This is a genomic window from Burkholderia sp. BCC0397, from assembly GCF_902832865.1.
Classification (GTDB): Bacteria; Pseudomonadota; Gammaproteobacteria; order Burkholderiales; family Burkholderiaceae; genus Burkholderia.
Map to the genome: position 1 here is coordinate 1,143,619 of NZ_CADFDL010000001.1, position 15,972 is coordinate 1,159,590.

Below are 15,972 nucleotides of genomic sequence, written 5' to 3' on the forward strand. Positions count from 1 at the left end.
CGCGCCCCGTTCGCGCCGCTTCCCCAATACAACGGCCCCGGAGGCTGAATGATCACCCTCAACATCAACGGCGAAACCCGCTCGGTCGACGCCCCCGACGACATGCCCTTGCTCTGGGTGCTGCGCGACGTCGTCGGCCTGACCGGCACCAAGTTCGGCTGCGGGATCGCGCAATGCGGCGCGTGCACCGTGCATCTCGACGGCGTGGCCGCGCGTTCGTGCGTGCTGCCGGTCGCGGCCGTCGCGGGCCGCAAGATCACGACGATCGAAGCCGTCGGCGCGACACCGGCCGGCCACAAGGTCCAGCAGGCCTGGCGCGAGCTCGACGTCGTCCAGTGCGGCTACTGCCAGTCGGGGCAGGTGATGGCCGCCACCGCGCTGATCGCGTCGAACCCGAACCCGAGCGATGCCGACATCGACGCGGCCATGGCCGGCAACATCTGCCGCTGCGGCACGTACCACCGGATTCGCGCGGCCGTCAAACAAGCCGCGAAGGAGGCCTGACATGTCGAGAGGACTGATCGAAGCAGGCCGGGCCGGCGCGGGCGTGTCGCGCCGCGGGTTTCTCAAACTCGGGATGTCGCTCGGCGCGGCGGCCGGCGGCGGCTTGCTGCTCGGCTTCAGCGTGCCGGCAGCGGGCGACGATACGCGCCGCTCGGTGATCGGCGGCGACGCAGCCGAACCCGCGCCGCCCGGCGTGTTCGCACCGAACGCATTCGTGCAGATCGACCGCGCCGGCAAGGTCACGCTGGTGATGCCGAAGGTCGAGATGGGGCAGGGTGTCTATACGGCGCTGCCGATGCTGATCGCGGAAGAACTCGAAGTGCCGCTGTCGAGCGTGACGCTCGACCATGCGCCGCCGAACGAGAAGCTGTTCCTCGACCCGCTGCTCGGCGGCCAGCTCACCGGCGGCTCGACGTCGGTGCGCTACGCGTGGGAACCGATGCGCCGGGCGGGCGCCACGGCGCGCACGCTGCTGGTCGCGGCGGCCGCGAAGCAATGGAACGTCGATCCGGCCAGCTGCCGCGCGGCGAACGGCGAAGTGCAGCATCCGCCGAGCGGCCGGCGCGCATCGTACGGCCAGTTGGCCGACGCCGCGGCGAAGCTGCCGGTGCCGAAGGACGTCGTGCTGAAGAAGCCGGCGGATTTCAAGCTGATCGGCACGCCCGCGAAGCGCCTCGATTCGCCGGAGAAGGTCGACGGCACCGCGCAGTTCGGGCTCGACGTGCGCCTGCCCGGCATGCTGTACGCGGTGATCGTGAACAGCCCGGTGTTCGGCGGCACGGTCGCGAGCGTCGACGACACGGCCGCGAAGAAGATCCCCGGCGTGCGCCAGGTCGTGCGCGTCGACAATGCGGTCGCGGTGGTCGGCGATCACACGTGGGCCGCGAAGCGCGGCGCATCGGCGCTCGTCGTGAAGTGGAACGAAGGCGCGGACGCGAAGGTGTCGACGAAGGATCTGTTCGCGGATCTCGCGCATGCGGCGGCGAACGGCAAGGGCGCGGTCGCGCGCAAGGAAGGCGACGTCGGCAAGGCGTTCGCGAACGCGAAGACGCGCGTCGACGCCGTCTACGAACAGCCGTTGCTCGCCCACGCGACGATGGAGCCCGTGAACTGCACGGTGCACGTGCGCGGCGACGGTTGCGAGATTTGGGTCGGCACGCAGGTGCCGACCCGCGCACGCGACACGGCGCAGCAGTTGACCGGGCTGTCGCCGGACAAGATCGTCGTGCACAACCATCTGCTCGGCGGCGGGTTCGGCCGGCGGCTCGAGACCGACATGGTCGGCCAGGCCGTGAAGGTCGCCAAACAGGTCAATGCGCCGGTGAAGGTGATCTGGACGCGCGAGGAAGACGTCCAGCACGACATGTACCGGCCGTGCTACTACGACACGATCTCGGCCGGCCTCGATGCGAACGGCAAGCCGGTCGCGTGGCAGCACCGGATCGTCGGCTCGTCGATTCTCGCGCGCTTCGCGCCGCCCGCGGTCAAGGACGGCGTCGATCCCGACGCGGTCGAGGTCGCGGCCGAGCTGCCGTACGACCTGCCGAACCAGCTCGTCGACTATGTGCGCCAGGAGCCGCGCCACGTGCCGACCGCGTTCTGGCGCGGTGTCGGGCCGACGCGCAGCACGTTCGTCGTCGAGAGCTTCATCGACGAACTGGCCGCGCAGACCAAGACCGACCCGGTGCAGTACCGCCGCGCACTGCTCGACAAGACGCCGCGCGCCCGCAACGTGCTCGACGTCGCGACGAAGGCGGCCGGCTGGGGCGGCGCGTCGCTGCCGAAGGGGCAAGGGCGCGGCGTGTCGGTCATGCATGCGTTCGGCAGCTTCTTCTCGATCGTCATCGACGTCGCGGTGGACGGCGGCGAGGTGCAGGTCAAGCGCGTCGTGTGCGCGGTCGATTGCGGGATGGTCGTCAATCCGAACACGATCGAGGCGCAAGTGCAGGGCGGCATCATCTTCGGGATCACGGGCGCGCTGTACGGCGAGATCACGATCGAGGACGGCCGCGTGGTGCAGACCAACTTCAACGACTACCGGATGATGCGAATCAACGAGACGCCGCCGATCGAAGTCCATCTGGTGAAGAGCGGCGAGGCGCCGGGCGGGATCGGCGAGCCGGGCACGGCTGCGACCGCGGCGGCGCTGTCGAACGCGATCTTCGCGGCCACCGGCACGCGGCTGCGCAAGCTGCCGGTCGGCAACCAGCTGAAAACGGCCTGAGGGGAGGGGACGACCATGCGACATCTCACCCTGAACCTGAACCTGAATGCGCTCCGCGCGTCGCTGCTCGCGCTGGTGGCCGGCTCGGCCGCGCACGCCGCGCAGACGGCGCCCGCCGACAGCGCGCTCGTCGCGCGCGGCGCGTATCTCGCGAAAGCCGGCGACTGCGTCGCGTGCCACACCGCGCCGCGCGGCACGCCGTTCGCGGGCGGCCTGAAGATGGTCACGCCGATGGGCGCGATCTACACGACCAACATCACGCCTGACCCGGACACGGGCATCGGCGGCTATACCGAAGCCGATTTCGCCGGCGCGTTGCGCAAGGGCGTCGCGAAGGACGGTCACAACCTGTATCCGGCGATGCCGTATCCGTCGTACGCGAAGCTGAAGGACGACGACGTGAAGGCGCTGTATGCGTACTTCATGCACGGCGTCGAACCCGTGAAGCAGGCGAACCGTCCGTCCGACATCCCGTGGCCGCTCAACATGCGCTGGCCGCTCGCGTTGTGGAATAAGGTGTTCCTCGACACGACGCCCTACGCGGACAAGCCGGCGAAGGATGCGATGTGGAACCGCGGCGCGTATCTCGTGCAGGGGCTCGGCCACTGCGGGTCGTGCCACACGCCGCGCGGCGTCGGCTTCCAGGAGAAGGCGCTCGACGAAAGCGGCGCGGCGTTCCTGTCGGGCGCTGCGATCGACAACTGGTTCGCGTCGAACCTGACCGGCGAGCACAACACCGGGCTCGGCCGCTGGAACGAGGCCGACGTCGCGCAGTTCCTGAAGACCGGCGCGAATCAGCACGCGACCGCGTTCGGCTCGATGGTGAGCGTGATCAACCACAGCACGCAGGAACTGACCGACGACGATCTGGCCGCGATCTCGCGCTACCTGAAATCGCTGCCGGCGGCAGGCGGCACGGGCGCGCCGCCGTACCGCTATGATCCGAAGGCGACGCAGGTCACGCTGGGCCGGCCGGCAACCGATCCGGGCGCGAAGGTGTATAACGCTTACTGCCTGCATTGCCACGGTGTGGACGGGCGCGGCTATGCGCCGCTGCTTGCGCCGCTCGCCGGCAATCCGAACGTGCTCGAGGCCGATGCGTCGTCGCTGATCAACGTGACGCTGAACGGCAGCGACACGCTCGTGATCGGCGGCGTGCCGTCCGCGTATCCGATGCCGGCGTTCTCGAACCAGTTGAACGACCGGCAGATCGCCGACGTGCTGACGTTCATGCGCGCCGGCTGGAACAACGGCGCGCCGGCCGTGCAGGCGGCGGACGTCGCGAAACTCCGCAAGGCGACGGCGGCCGCGCACTGAGCGCGGTGCGCGGCGGAACGATGGCGGGCCGGCGTGCCTGCCGTCGATACCGCCGGGTGCGTGCCTGCCCCGGCGGCCTGGCTTTTTCTGTCAACCGGCGCGCGGCCGTTCGTGGCAGCGCGCGTTTTATCGACGCAATGTAGGGGTGTCTGGATGGCTAACGTGACTTATACGGATACGCAACTGCTGATCGACGGCGAATGGGTCGACGCCGCGAGCGGCAAGACGATCGACGTCGTGAACCCGGCGACCGGCAAGCCGATCGGCAAGGTGGCCCACGCGGGCATCGCCGATCTCGACCGTGCGCTCGCCGCCGCGCAGCGCGGCTTCGAAGCATGGCGCAAGGTGCCTGCGCACGAGCGCGCGGCGACGATGCGCAAGGCGGCCGCGCTGGTGCGCGAACGCGCGGACACGATCGCGCAGCTGATGACGCAGGAGCAGGGCAAGCCGCTCACCGAAGCGCGCGTCGAAGTGCTGTCGGCGGCCGACATCATCGAATGGTTCGCGGACGAAGGCCGCCGCGTGTACGGCCGGATCGTGCCGCCGCGCAACCTCGGTGCACAGCAGACGGTCGTGAAGGAGCCGGTCGGCCCGGTCGCGGCGTTCACGCCATGGAATTTCCCGGTCAACCAGGTCGTGCGCAAGCTGAGCGCTGCGCTCGCGACCGGCTGCTCGTTCCTCGTGAAGGCGCCGGAAGAAACCCCGGCATCGCCGGCCGCGCTGCTGCGCGCGTTCGTCGACGCAGGCGTGCCGGCCGGCGTGATCGGCCTCGTATACGGCGATCCGGCTGAAATCTCGTCGTACCTGATCCCGCACCCGGTGATCCGCAAGGTCACGTTCACGGGTTCGACGCCGGTCGGCAAGCAGCTGGCCGCGCTCGCGGGCCAGCACATGAAGCGCGCGACGATGGAGCTGGGCGGCCACGCGCCGGTGATCGTCGCCGAGGATGCGGACGTCGCGCTTGCGGTGAAGGCCGCCGGCGGGGCGAAGTTCCGCAATGCGGGGCAGGTCTGCATTTCGCCGACGCGCTTCCTCGTGCACAACAGCATCCGCGACGAATTCACGCGCGCGCTGGTCAAGCATGCGGAAGGGCTGAAGATCGGCAACGGCCTCGACGAAGGCACGACGCTCGGCGCGCTCGCGAACCCGCGGCGCCTGACCGCGATGGCGTCGGTCGTCGACAACGCGCGCAAGGTCGGCGCGAGCATCGAGACCGGCGGCGAGCGGGTCGGCGCGGAAGGCAACTTCTTCGCCCCGACCGTGATCGCGAACGTGCCGCTCGAAGCGGACGTGTTCAACAACGAGCCGTTCGGCCCGGTGGCGGCGATTCGCGGCTTCGACAAGCTGGAGGATGCGATCGCCGAGGCGAACCGTCTGCCGTTCGGGCTGGCCGGCTACGCGTTCACGCGTTCGTTCGCGAACGTGCATCTGCTGACGCAGCGCCTCGAAGTCGGGATGCTGTGGATCAACCAGCCGGCGACGCCGTGGCCGGAAATGCCGTTCGGCGGCGTGAAGGATTCGGGCTACGGGTCGGAAGGCGGGCCGGAAGCGCTGGAGCCGTATCTCGTCACGAAATCGGTGACGGTCATGGCTGTCTGATGACCGTTTGACCGCGTGCGTGCCGCCTTGAGTGCGGCGCCCACGTTGCGTTGCTGCAGGCCGGGCGTTGTGCCCGGCCTTTTTCCTGCTTCGCTCGGCATCGACATCCGCCGCGCCCGCCGCTCAATGCCGGCTGCTGCCGCGATAGCTTTCCGCTTCCGCGTCGTAAGCCGCGATTGGTACGCGGCCAGTGTGCGACGAAAGCGGCGGGCCGGGCGGCCGCGTCCTATCCTTCGTTCTGTGGCGCGCGGGCGGTGCGCAACCGGAAGGGAGGGGGCATGGACGTGCGACAAGGGTTTGTCGACTGCGTAGGGCGCACGCCGTTGATCCGGCTGGCGAAGCTCAGCGCGGAGACGGGCTGCGAGATCCTGGGCAAGGCGGAATTCATGAATCCGGGCGGATCGGTCAAGGATCGCGCGGCGCTTTACATCATCCTGGACGCCGAGCGGCGTGGCACGCTCAAGCCGGGCGGCACCGTCGTCGAGGGCACGGCGGGCAACACGGGCATCGGTCTCGCGCATATCTGCGCGGCACGCGGCTATCGCTGCGTGATCGTGATTCCGGAAACGCAATCGCCGGAAAAGATGGCGATTCTGCACACGCTGGGCGCCGAGGTGCGTCCGGTGCCGGCGGTGCCTTACCGCGACCCGAACAACTATCAGAAGATTGCCGGGCGGCTTGCCGACGAACTCGACAACGCGGTATGGGCCAACCAGTTCGACAACGTCGTCAACCGGCAGGCGCACTACGAGACGACCGGGCCGGAAATCTGGCGCGATACGGCGGGCACGGTCGATGCCTTCGTCTGCGCGACCGGTACCGGCGGGACGCTGGCCGGCGTGAGCCGCTACCTGAAGGAGCAGAATCCGGGGGTCAGCATCGTGCTCGCCGATCCATGCGGCAGCGGGCTGTACAGCTACGTGAAGACCGGCGAAATCAAGGCAGAGGGCAACTCGATCACCGAGGGCATCGGCTCGACGCGCGTCACCGCCAATCTCGCGGGCGCGCCGATCGACGATGCGGAGCGGATCGACGATGCGCAGTGCGTGACGATGGTCTACCGGCTGCTGCGCGAAGAAGGGCTGTACGTCGGCGGCTCGAGCGGCATCAACGTCGCGGCGGCGGTTTCGCTGGCTCGCCGGATGGGGCCGGGACACACGATCGTGACGCTGCTATGCGATCGTGGCGACATCTATCGGGGGCGGCTCTTCAATCGCGAATGGCTGCGCGAAAGAGGACTGGACCCGGGTTAGTCCCAGGGGTGTAGCCTGCTTGAGACAAGGGCGGGCGAGGATTTCCATCCGCACGAATGCGACCTATTCTGAACAAGTCCGGTGCGAACGCCGTTCGCCCGATTCGCCCCGACGAGGTGTGCCATGTCCATGTCTGCCACGTTGCAGGATTGCCTGCGCCAGAAGTCCTCGAGGTACGAAGTCGTGTACCACCCTTATAGCCATACGAGCATGGAGACGGCTGCGGCCGCGCATATCCCTGGCGATCGCCTCGCGAAAACCGTGCTGCTCGAAGACGACGACGGCTACGTCGCGGCCGTGTTGCCGACGACGCATGCGGTGCGTTTGTCTGATCTTTGGATGAAAACCGGTCGTCATCTCGTGCTCGCGAAGGAAGTCGAACTGCGCGAACTGTTCAAGGATTGCGATGCGGGCGCGGTGCCGCCGGTCTGCATGGCCTACGGCATGCAGACGTTCCTCGAGGACACGCTGGCGATGCAGCCGGACGTCTATTTCGAGGCCGGCGACCATGAAGCGCTGATCCATATGACGCAGGACGAATTCCTGTCATTGATGGAAACGGCCGAGCGCGCCCATTTCTCGCACAAGATGCAAGGCATGGTGTCCTGACGGGCGACAGCGGCCGCCAGCGGCAGATGCAGGAGACATCGCGCAAGCGCTCCCTGCGCCCGGGTTCGGGCGCAGGGAGCGCTTGCGCGTGCGGATGAACGGATGATGTGGACATGCATCCGTCATCGACTTGACGCTGTAGTGCGATGACTTTTTCCGTCACGACGCGGCGTGCCGGCGATTCCGCGGCCTCCGATCGCGCAGTATCCGCGCACATATCTGCAAACCGACGGAAGCATCGCACGAGGCCTGGCTATCGATGCGCGATCAGCGCCAGAATTGCTCCACCCACTGGCAAACACGTTGCCACTCGGCGGTTCTCATGTACGCCTGGGTTTCCTTCTCCAGTTCCGGCGCCTTTTGCCAGTCGTCGAGGCCGACGGATTGACTGAGCACGAAATTTCCGCGCTGGTAGTGGGTGTTCAGGATCTGCCCGGCCTGTTGTGCGGCGATCGTCGCCGTCGTATCCATCGTCAGCCCGAGCAGGGCTGCTGCCGGTACGCGACCGCTTTCGATCGGCCACAGCCATTTCGAAACACCCCAGGTCAACGGGTTGCCGACAGCGTCCGGGGGAATGCCTGCGGGGCTGGTTCCGGTGCCAAGCGACAGCAGGCGCACATCGTCCAGATTGCCTGCGCGACGGCTGGTCAGCGCCTCGGCAATGGCGGACACGGAAGGATTGTTCGCAAACACGCCGCCATCGGCGAAATAGCCGAGCCCGGCGATTTCGTACGGCGGGAAATACGTCGGTGCAGCCGACGTGGCAAGCGCGGCATCGAACAGGCTGACGTTGCGATAGGCATTGCCGTTTCCGTTGGAGAGGGTGCACGGAGCCCAGCTGTTGGTTGGCGGATCCCACAGGCGCGCCGAGTTGATTACGACGAAGCGGGACAGATCGGCCAGCTTGCCGTTGCCGACCAGCGACTTGGCAATCTCCTGTAGCCCGGTGTTGACATACTGGCATTCGAACACGCCGGGTCCAGCCAGGACCGTGTCCTGTTCGAGCGCTTGCTTTTGTGCCAGCCACGCCCCGTTTTCCCGAAAGATCACCGAACCCTTCGTCCTGTAGATATCGACGATCTCGGAAATGGATACGCCGCGCGCGAGCCCCAGGGCGATCAGGCCGCCCGTGGATGTGCCGGCAAAGCCGTCGGCGCTCGCGATGATCCGACTGCGCCGGTCGAGGTCCTGGATGAGCAGGGCGGTGATCAATCCCCGGATACCGCCGCCATCGCAACTGAGAATCTTGAAGGTCATCGTGTTGCCCTTTTTGATGGTGGGATGAATACGAATGGCGCAACCCGGCGAGCATCCCGCCCGTGTCACCGGGGGGATGCCCGCTTCCTGCGCTGTGTCGAAGCCGGAAACTCAAGCCAGCGGGCGAAGCGTCATGCGTTATTGCTCGTCGAACCTCACATCGAGCACGGTATAGGCATCCCACGCATACAAATACGCGTTGTCCTTGGAATAGAGCGACAGTTTCTGGTGATTGAAATCGGAAATCAAAATCGAGCCCTGGCGCGTCCATCCGCGCGCGCCTATCCAGTTATAGAAACCGACGTAGGCGTTATTGCTGACGGACATATATCGACTGGTGCCGAGGATCCGGTAATACGTCACGCCGTTATAGGGGTACTGTTCGAGCGTCAACGCTTTCGCGGCGGTATCGACGAGAATGGCCCATTCGCCGCTGTTTTGGCCAAGCCAGCCCAACTGCACGCCGTCGTGATAGAGCGCCATTTTGAATGTATCGACCACACTGGCAGAAACAGGGGCAGAGTTGGCGAATTCGGCAAAGGTCCCGTGTGGCTGATTTTCAATCGGATCGAGATTCATTTTTCACCTTGACCTTGAAGAGGTTGGATGCTTCCCCGTGCCTTCGAGAACAGCTTCATGCGCTTCGGACGCATGGCGCGCCGGCATCGTCGAAGGCCGCGATTCCGGCGAATTCCGTGGTGCTCCGACCCGGCCGGGCGATGGCGGATCGACCATGACGGCGCCGGACGACGCCGGCGATCACGGCCGCGACGGCAGGACATGCCGGAGCATTGGTTCATTGAATGCCAGGTATTCGATTTCCTTCTATTGGCGTGATTGTCTTGAGTGCCGCCGTTTCATTCTCGATCGATTGGGCACCAGTGATTTATAGGAAATTAAATTCCGGATAACAAGGCATGCGAAAGAGGCAAATTTAATCGAAATTAAAACAATGCTGATCGAATTGCACATATCTGAAACATTCGAACCCATCCGGCTCATGGATGGTTGCGCATGCTTCGGATGGCAGGGATGGCGGGAGACGCGATGACACGCTAAGCGTTCTGCGCGCGTCCTGTCGAACGACGCTGGCGCTCCGAGAATCTGGGGTGCCAGCTTATTTTGTTGCCTTGCCAGATTCGTTTAATGTTAGCCAAACGGTCGGCCGGCGACGGATTCATTCAACTCTTGCGGGTTTGCTACGAATGTCTGAAGAATACGAAGTTCATGGTCCTCACGACCATGCGGTCGAACATCATGCGGCTCACGGTGGCGATCAGGGTACGTCGCGCATCGCGGTGCTGACAGCCGTGCTTGCCTGCTTCGGCGCGATATCTGCCTATCAGAGCGGTGCCGAGGAGAGCCTCGCGCTGCTCTACAAGAATGACGCCGCGATCCGGAAAACCGAGGCTGCGAACCAGTGGGCCTACTATCAAGCGAAGGGTGATAAGCAGAACCTCGCCGAACTCGGTGCGGCGTTGAGCCCGGAAACATCGCCGCAGCGAAAGCGGTTCGAGACGGACGCCGCGAGATACCGCGCCGATAAGGAACCGATCCGGGCACGTGCCGAGGCGCTCGAAAAGGAAGTCGAGAAGAACAACGCGGCGAGCGAGGCGCGGATGCACCGACACCATCGATGGTCCCAGGCGACGACCGTCATCCAGATCTCGATCGCACTTGCGGCTATCACGATCCTCACGCGGCGGTCATGGATGCAGGGGCTGTCGATCGGCGTGGCCGCGATTGGTATCGTGGTGGCGGGGTTGGCGTTCTTTGGGGTTTGATTTGTGAGGCCGTCATGGCTAGCGACTTTAATTTTACATAACGTGAATTATCGATATGACTGGTACATTTTGAAGTGTTGCGTCCCGCGTCGTAGATCAGCCGCTTCAGCGCAACACTGAGCTCAGTAGATGGTACTTATCGGCGTTGCGCTAAGGTTCTATCGACATACGGCAGTCTCGTTAGAGTCATGAAGTCCAGCCGCACCGTCTTCACTCCGCCCAGAGTCTTGACGCAGTCTGAGTTACCGATTGCCCCAACGATTGGAAGCCATGCGCGACAGCGCTGCATTGGCAGCACGCAAATCAAACAATTCCGCGTCGAAGCCGGACCCGATCCAGTCTCGATAACGCTCTGCCTTTTCACTGTCCGGATCGTTAGATAGCGTATTCAGGAACCTCTCATAGCCCGATGGACCGCCAACGTCCTCCGGCGGACAAGCACGGGCGCCGCCAATGACTTGGGCTTCTCCCCACGGTTGGCTCTCGATCGTTTCCATCTTCTCGACGACGACGGCGTGATTCCAACCGTCCCCGAAGTCGTATCGGTAGACGAAGCGCGAACCTGGCTTCAGGACCGCCTGCAGACGAATCTTTCGATCATCTGCAGTCGTGCCCGGGTCAGCAAAGTCCACCACGTCATCGATCTCGAACATGGCGTAGGTCATGCCATCGATCAGGAAGTCGTGGAGATGGGTGTAGTGCTGCTCGCCGGTGGTATCAAGGTAATGGCACCCTGCCTTGAGTGCCGCCTCCACCGCAACCAGCCCGAAATTGAAGAACGGACCAACGGTATTGCACACGACCTTTGCGCCACTGAATGCCTTCGCGAGCGAATCCACGTTGTGTTCCACTTCGAGGATTTCGTATTTGGCCGACTCGAGGCGCACGACACGCTGCGCCATCATCTCCTTCGCCCGGCCTGCATTCCGAGCGATGGCGGTGAACGGGATGTTCTGGTCGATCAGCCAGTCCATGATCAACATGCCGGTGTAACCGCTTGCGCCATAGACGACGACGGGGTGCTTTGCCATGGTTGTCTCCTAATACCTCTGTTGTTGAAGATCGGGTTGATCGAACGTGAATCGATGCGGGAAGTTGCGCGTCAGTCGCCCGAAGCCGGTGCGGTATGCCTGCTCGATCTCGAGATCAAAGGAGCATCCCATCCAGCATTCGCCACCACATATAACGTTTGTACGGCCTACAAAGTACATCTACATGGCCAAATATTAGCGGCGACGCGGCCTATAATCAAGGCGCTTAAGATAGGGAAAACACCAACTAGGCTCGGCACGAACGATGTCGAATCGACGCTGTTCCGCGTGTTGCGGGAGGCCGGCTGGCGAGCTGCGGAAGCGTTCAGTACGTATGTAACCGGGATGGACACTGGTCTTCCGAAGGACTTCGCCACGGAACGTCAGCCGAAAGCCGGACTTCCTGGGCGCACCTCCAGTCAAGGGCACCCACTATGTACGCGCCCAAGCACGGAAAATCGGAGCTGCGTTTCCCTCTTCCATCGTATCGGCCTATAATTCGGACTGACTTTTGATGTGATAGGAGAGCCAACGTGCAAAATGGCGCGGTCAAGCAAAGCAACCCTGACCATTCCGAAGAAACCAAGCAGCCGTCAACGCGACGAAATCGGGAGCAGCGTATCCGGGAGATTCTTGGTACTGCGCGCCAGGTATTTCAGGAGGATGGCTATGCCGGATTCGCGACTCGCCGCGTGGCGGATCGCATGGGCATCACACACGGAAATCTGCAGTACTACTTTCGAACGAAAGATGAATTGCTGAGCACGGCGCTGCGGGCATACATTAGCCAGGTCATGGCGGACTACACTGCGATCGCGAGTCGCCCGGGCACCGGTGCAGCGCAGCGTTGCACTGCGCTGGTCAACCATATTTTCCAGACCATCAACGAGACCGATCTGCCGAAGTTCATGGTGGAACTCATGGCGTTCGCCTCACATGAAGCCTACGCCACTGAGTTGCTGAACGAGGTTCAGGTGCGATTTCGAGGGATCCTTGCGAAGTTATTGTCGGAACTCCATCCGACGCTGACCGACGAAGAATGCCTGGTGCGTGCGGCTGTGATCGTCGCCCAGATCGACGGCATGACTATATTCGCCTCCCACGGCGATTACCTCGGAAAGGACTATATCGAGTTCGTTCGTGTGACGAAACGCACCGTCAAGATGGTGGTGAACGCGCCCACAGAGATGCTGGAAAGCGAAGCGCTGGTTCGTACCGCTCACGGCTGTGGCGATACCGAAGGAGGCATCTTTGTGGGGGGGGGACGGTTCCCGCCAGAACTGCTGGATCTGCGGCTGCAGCATACGGCTCAGGATGCCTTCCATTACCGACCGACGGCGCAGGGAAAGCGTAGAGAAACCAAGATCAACGAGATTATCTCTACCGCCGGCAACCTGCTCGCGTCAGAAGGCTATGCGAACTTCTCGCTGGCGCGGGTGGCGAGAGAGCTTGGCATCCTGCCGTCCGCGCTCCAAAACTACTTCCCGACCCATGATGACCTGCTCCGCTCGACAATTGGCGCGCTGACGCAGGCGTATCTGGACAACTACGCGGAGGTCGGCAAGCCGAGTGGCAAACCTGCTGTAGAACGTCTGTGCGATATCGCCGCGTCCGTCGCTGCGGAAGCTGCGGATCCTGCAGTGTATCGACTCTGGGCAGAGATGTTTGCGCTAGCCCAGCATTCGGACATCACGCGTGAAATCGTGGGAGGCGTCTATGCCGCCTACCGGGTAAGTTACGCTGATCTCATCCGTGAGATTGATTCGTCGGCGACCGCGCGCGAATGCCTCGCTCGCGCGACACTTATCGCAGCACTGATGGATGGTGTGTCACTTCTGAGGTTTGGCGCACAAGCGCAAGGCGTGAGCATGAACCGCGTAGTGGATCTGATGATAGCGATCACGCCTCGCATCGCCCGCGGACACCTTGCCACAAGCGACACGGCATCCGATTGATTGGGGCAGAACGCCCCATCTAGGTGGCGTGCCTGCGGCGCCCTCGCAGTACGCCAGGCGTAAACATCTCCGGCCCTCCCGGCAAATCAGCGAGCAGCGATGCCCCCCTGGATCGGCGACACTCCGGCCAGGTAATGGGCAACTGCGGAAATGTCTTCGCTCGACAGTGTTGCAGCGATGCTGTTCATGACGGCGGTCGGGTCCTTGCGTGCGCCCGCCTTGAACTCCGCGAGCTGCTTCGCGAGATAGTCTCGCCCCTGTCCTGCCAAACGTGCCGCCGAGCCCTTGCCCATCAGGTTCGCGCCGTGGCACGCCTGGCAACTTCGGGCTTGGACCAACGCCAGCCCGCGCTTTTCGAGCTTTGCATCGGCCGGGACATCTTCGTTTCGGGCTGGCGTCTGCTGCGCGAAATAGGTTGCGAATGCGTTGACCTGCGCATCGGTGAGGCCCTTCGCGAGCGGCCCCATGTACGGGTTGGGCCGCTGGTCGTTGGCAAACGCGTGCAACTGGGCTGCGATATAGGCCTTGGGCTGGCCCGACAGCGCCGGGTACCAAGCGCTGAGCGACTGGCCCTGTGGGCCGTGACAGACGAAGCAGGTCTCCTGCGGTTGCGGCCACGGGCCGGCGTTGGCCTTGCTTGCCTCGCCGATATGGGTCATGGCCTTTTCATAGCGCACGCCATTCATCAAATCGCGTCCGTAGAGCCCGCCCGCGCCGACCGCTGCCGCAACTGCCACGATGGTGACCATGAATAAGGCCCGCTGCATTTACGCCACCTCGCCTTGATGGGCCAGAGCCGCCAGTGCTTGCAACGCGGCCCGGTGGCCGGAGCGCACCGCACCGTCCATCGCGCCGGCCCAGATGTCGGCCGTCTCGGTACCCGACCAGATCAGCTTGCCGATCGACGGATGAAGGAACTTCCCCCACGTCGTCAGGAAGCCGGGCGGCAAAGGATGAATGCACTGCAGCGTCCACGGATCGACTTTGCCCCAGTCCTGGTCGTGGAACTGCTTCGGGTGCAGCGCCTTGTCTCCGAATGCCTTGGCGTAAATCGCCGACAGCATCTGCTCGGCCGCCTTGGGATGACTTGGCAGCGAAGCCGGCGACACGAATGCGCTGATGATGCCAACCGACAGGTCGGGAGGCGAGTTGTCATAGGCCATGGAAACGGGGCCACCGACCTGGAAGATCTGGCCGTTCAGGCCGTCGTCCCGCCAGAACGGCTTGTCATAGACGTGCACCGTCTTGCGCATCGGCGCGTTCGCGGGCCAGCGCCGCTGCAATTGCGTGCGCCCTTCGGGCAACGGAGGATCGTAGACGACCTGGTTGCACAGCGCCGGATTCATCGCAACGATGACACGGCGCGCGCGCACCACACCCTGATCGGTGTGGACCTCGACAACGTCACGATTCCAGCCGGCAATCTTGCGTACCGGGCTGGCCAGTCGGACCTTGTCGCCCAGGCCCTTCGCCATCTTGATGCTGAGAATCTGTGAGCCGCCGACGAAGCGCGTTTCCTGCGCGCCGCCCTTGGTCGATTCGAGCTGGTCCAGGCTGTTGCTCGCGCTGTTGATCATCGACAGATAGAACAGCAGCCCAAGCTGTGCGGGGGCACCGCCCGTCGTCAGCTTCGCGGCCAGGCCCATGAAGTATCCATCCTCATACTTCAAGCCTTGTTTCAACAGCCAGTCACCGTATGTCAGCTTGTCGAGCTCGGCCGCATCCTTCGCTTTCCACGGTGCACCGGAAGGCACGCCGCGCGCGAGTTCCCCGAGCTTCGCGCCGATCGCATCGTCGGTGCCGATGCCGCCGTGAAAATCCTGCGCCACCCTGACATCACCAGCCAGCACCGTGGTCTTGCCCGCGTAGAAGGTCGGGAAGGTATCGACTTCAAGCTCGCGTGCCAGATCGGCAATGGCCGTCTGGCCGGGGCCGATCCACTGACCGCCGGCTTCCGACACCACACCGTTTCCAAGGTCATGGTTGTACGTGCGTCCGCCGACGCGATTGCGCGCCTCCAGCACGATGAACGATTCGCATCCGGCGCGCTTCAAGTCACGCGCAGCCGTCAGCCCCGCCAGCCCGGCACCGATGATGGCGACGTCCAGGATGCTTTGATCCGCCGGTGCCGCGACAGCACCTTCAGCCATCGACACCTTGCCCGCCGCCAGCGATGCGGCGCCCACAGCCGCCGTACGCAGGAGTTGACGCCGGGTCGGTACATCCGGTTGGTTTTCCGGCATTGCACGCGATGCCATGTCGTCCTTCATTTTCTTTTCACTCTTCAGGTATGGCCAGGATGCCTGATGCGTCTGGACCAGAATCAAGAGCCTGCTCAAAGCCCGGCCAGCACACCGTCCTGCGAAAACAGCACCGGCTTGCCGTGCGCGTCGATCAGTGCGGCGGTGAGCGTCGCGCGATCCGCGCGCTGCACGACGT

12 protein-coding genes and 3 pseudogenes are annotated in these 15,972 nt (G+C 64.0%); 8 read left to right on the top strand and 7 right to left on the bottom strand.

The features are described 5' to 3' along the window. The first annotated feature begins 48 nt into the window (after positions 1 to 48). The 6 genes from HWX03_RS05125 (at position 49) to HWX03_RS05150 (ending at position 7,506) form a co-directional block, all read left to right on the top strand. Positions 49 to 504 (top strand): (2Fe-2S)-binding protein, encoded by a 456-nt coding sequence (locus tag HWX03_RS05125; protein ID WP_006479019.1) that lies wholly within the window; start codon positions 49 to 51, stop codon positions 502 to 504. A gap of 1 nt (position 505) precedes the next feature. Beyond that, positions 506 to 2,728 carry a xanthine dehydrogenase family protein molybdopterin-binding subunit gene (locus HWX03_RS05130; protein ID WP_175870476.1) on the top strand — a complete coding sequence of 741 codons (2,223 nt, stop codon included), beginning with the start codon at positions 506 to 508 and terminating at the stop codon, positions 2,726 to 2,728. 15 nt (positions 2,729 to 2,743) lie between these two features. After that, on the top strand, positions 2,744 to 4,045 hold the full coding sequence (locus tag HWX03_RS05135; protein WP_175870477.1) for a cytochrome c: 1,302 nt from the start codon (positions 2,744 to 2,746) through the stop codon (positions 4,043 to 4,045). Between the two features lie 153 nt (positions 4,046 to 4,198). Then, positions 4,199 to 5,644 (top strand): NAD-dependent succinate-semialdehyde dehydrogenase, encoded by a 1,446-nt coding sequence (locus HWX03_RS05140; protein ID WP_174434293.1) that lies wholly within the window; start codon positions 4,199 to 4,201, stop codon positions 5,642 to 5,644. Positions 5,645 to 5,922: 278 nt separating this feature from the next. Continuing rightward, positions 5,923 to 6,897: a cysteine synthase A gene (locus HWX03_RS05145; protein WP_175870529.1), complete on the top strand. Its 975-nt coding sequence runs from the start codon at positions 5,923 to 5,925 to the stop codon at positions 6,895 to 6,897. 123 nt (positions 6,898 to 7,020) lie between these two features. Continuing rightward, positions 7,021 to 7,506 carry a YbaK/EbsC family protein gene (locus HWX03_RS05150; RefSeq protein ID WP_175870478.1) on the top strand — a complete coding sequence of 162 codons (486 nt, stop codon included), beginning with the start codon at positions 7,021 to 7,023 and terminating at the stop codon, positions 7,504 to 7,506. Between the two features lie 267 nt (positions 7,507 to 7,773). On the opposite strand, the gene HWX03_RS05155 is transcribed toward HWX03_RS05150, so the two are convergent. Together HWX03_RS05155 and HWX03_RS05160 are read right to left on the bottom strand one after the other, a co-directional pair. Further along, the gene (locus HWX03_RS05155; protein ID WP_175870479.1) at positions 7,774 to 8,763 is read right to left on the bottom strand and encodes a patatin-like phospholipase family protein; all 990 of its coding nucleotides are present in this window, start codon (positions 8,761 to 8,763) and stop codon (positions 7,774 to 7,776) included. A gap of 138 nt (positions 8,764 to 8,901) precedes the next feature. Continuing rightward, positions 8,902 to 9,342, bottom strand: a complete 441-nt coding sequence (locus HWX03_RS05160) for a hypothetical protein (protein ID WP_175870480.1) — start codon at positions 9,340 to 9,342, stop codon at positions 8,902 to 8,904. A 626-nt stretch (positions 9,343 to 9,968) separates the two neighbouring features. On the opposite strand from HWX03_RS05160, the gene HWX03_RS05165 reads away from it, so the two are divergent. Beyond that, on the top strand, positions 9,969 to 10,547 hold the full coding sequence (locus tag HWX03_RS05165; RefSeq protein ID WP_175870481.1) for a DUF4337 domain-containing protein: 579 nt from the start codon (positions 9,969 to 9,971) through the stop codon (positions 10,545 to 10,547). Between the two features lie 242 nt (positions 10,548 to 10,789). On the opposite strand, the pseudogene HWX03_RS05170 reads toward HWX03_RS05165, so the two are convergent. Together HWX03_RS05170 and HWX03_RS36835 are read right to left on the bottom strand one after the other, a co-directional pair. Then, positions 10,790 to 11,242 (bottom strand): annotated as a pseudogene (locus HWX03_RS05170) (plasmid pRiA4b ORF-3 family protein); the annotation flags it as partial. Continuing rightward, a pseudogene (locus HWX03_RS36835) lies at positions 11,243 to 11,578 on the bottom strand (saccharopine dehydrogenase NADP-binding domain-containing protein); the annotation flags it as partial. It lies immediately after the preceding pseudogene. A gap of 533 nt (positions 11,579 to 12,111) precedes the next feature. Here HWX03_RS36835 and HWX03_RS05180 point away from each other — a divergent pair. Beyond that, positions 12,112 to 13,533 (top strand): TetR/AcrR family transcriptional regulator, encoded by a 1,422-nt coding sequence (locus HWX03_RS05180; RefSeq protein WP_175870482.1) that lies wholly within the window; start codon positions 12,112 to 12,114, stop codon positions 13,531 to 13,533. A gap of 86 nt (positions 13,534 to 13,619) precedes the next feature. Here HWX03_RS05180 and HWX03_RS05185 read toward each other — a convergent pair whose 3' ends face one another. From HWX03_RS05185 to HWX03_RS37305, 3 genes and pseudogenes are all read right to left on the bottom strand, one after another. Beyond that, complete coding sequence (locus HWX03_RS05185) at positions 13,620 to 14,282, bottom strand: c-type cytochrome (RefSeq protein WP_244132573.1); 663 nt, start codon at positions 14,280 to 14,282, stop codon at positions 13,620 to 13,622. Positions 14,283 to 14,300: 18 nt separating this feature from the next. Then, the gene (locus HWX03_RS05190) at positions 14,301 to 15,776 is read right to left on the bottom strand and encodes an FAD-dependent oxidoreductase (RefSeq protein WP_175870531.1); all 1,476 of its coding nucleotides are present in this window, start codon (positions 15,774 to 15,776) and stop codon (positions 14,301 to 14,303) included. A 92-nt stretch (positions 15,777 to 15,868) separates the two neighbouring features. Continuing rightward, a pseudogene (locus HWX03_RS37305) lies at positions 15,869 to 15,972 on the bottom strand (glycosyl hydrolase); the annotation flags it as partial.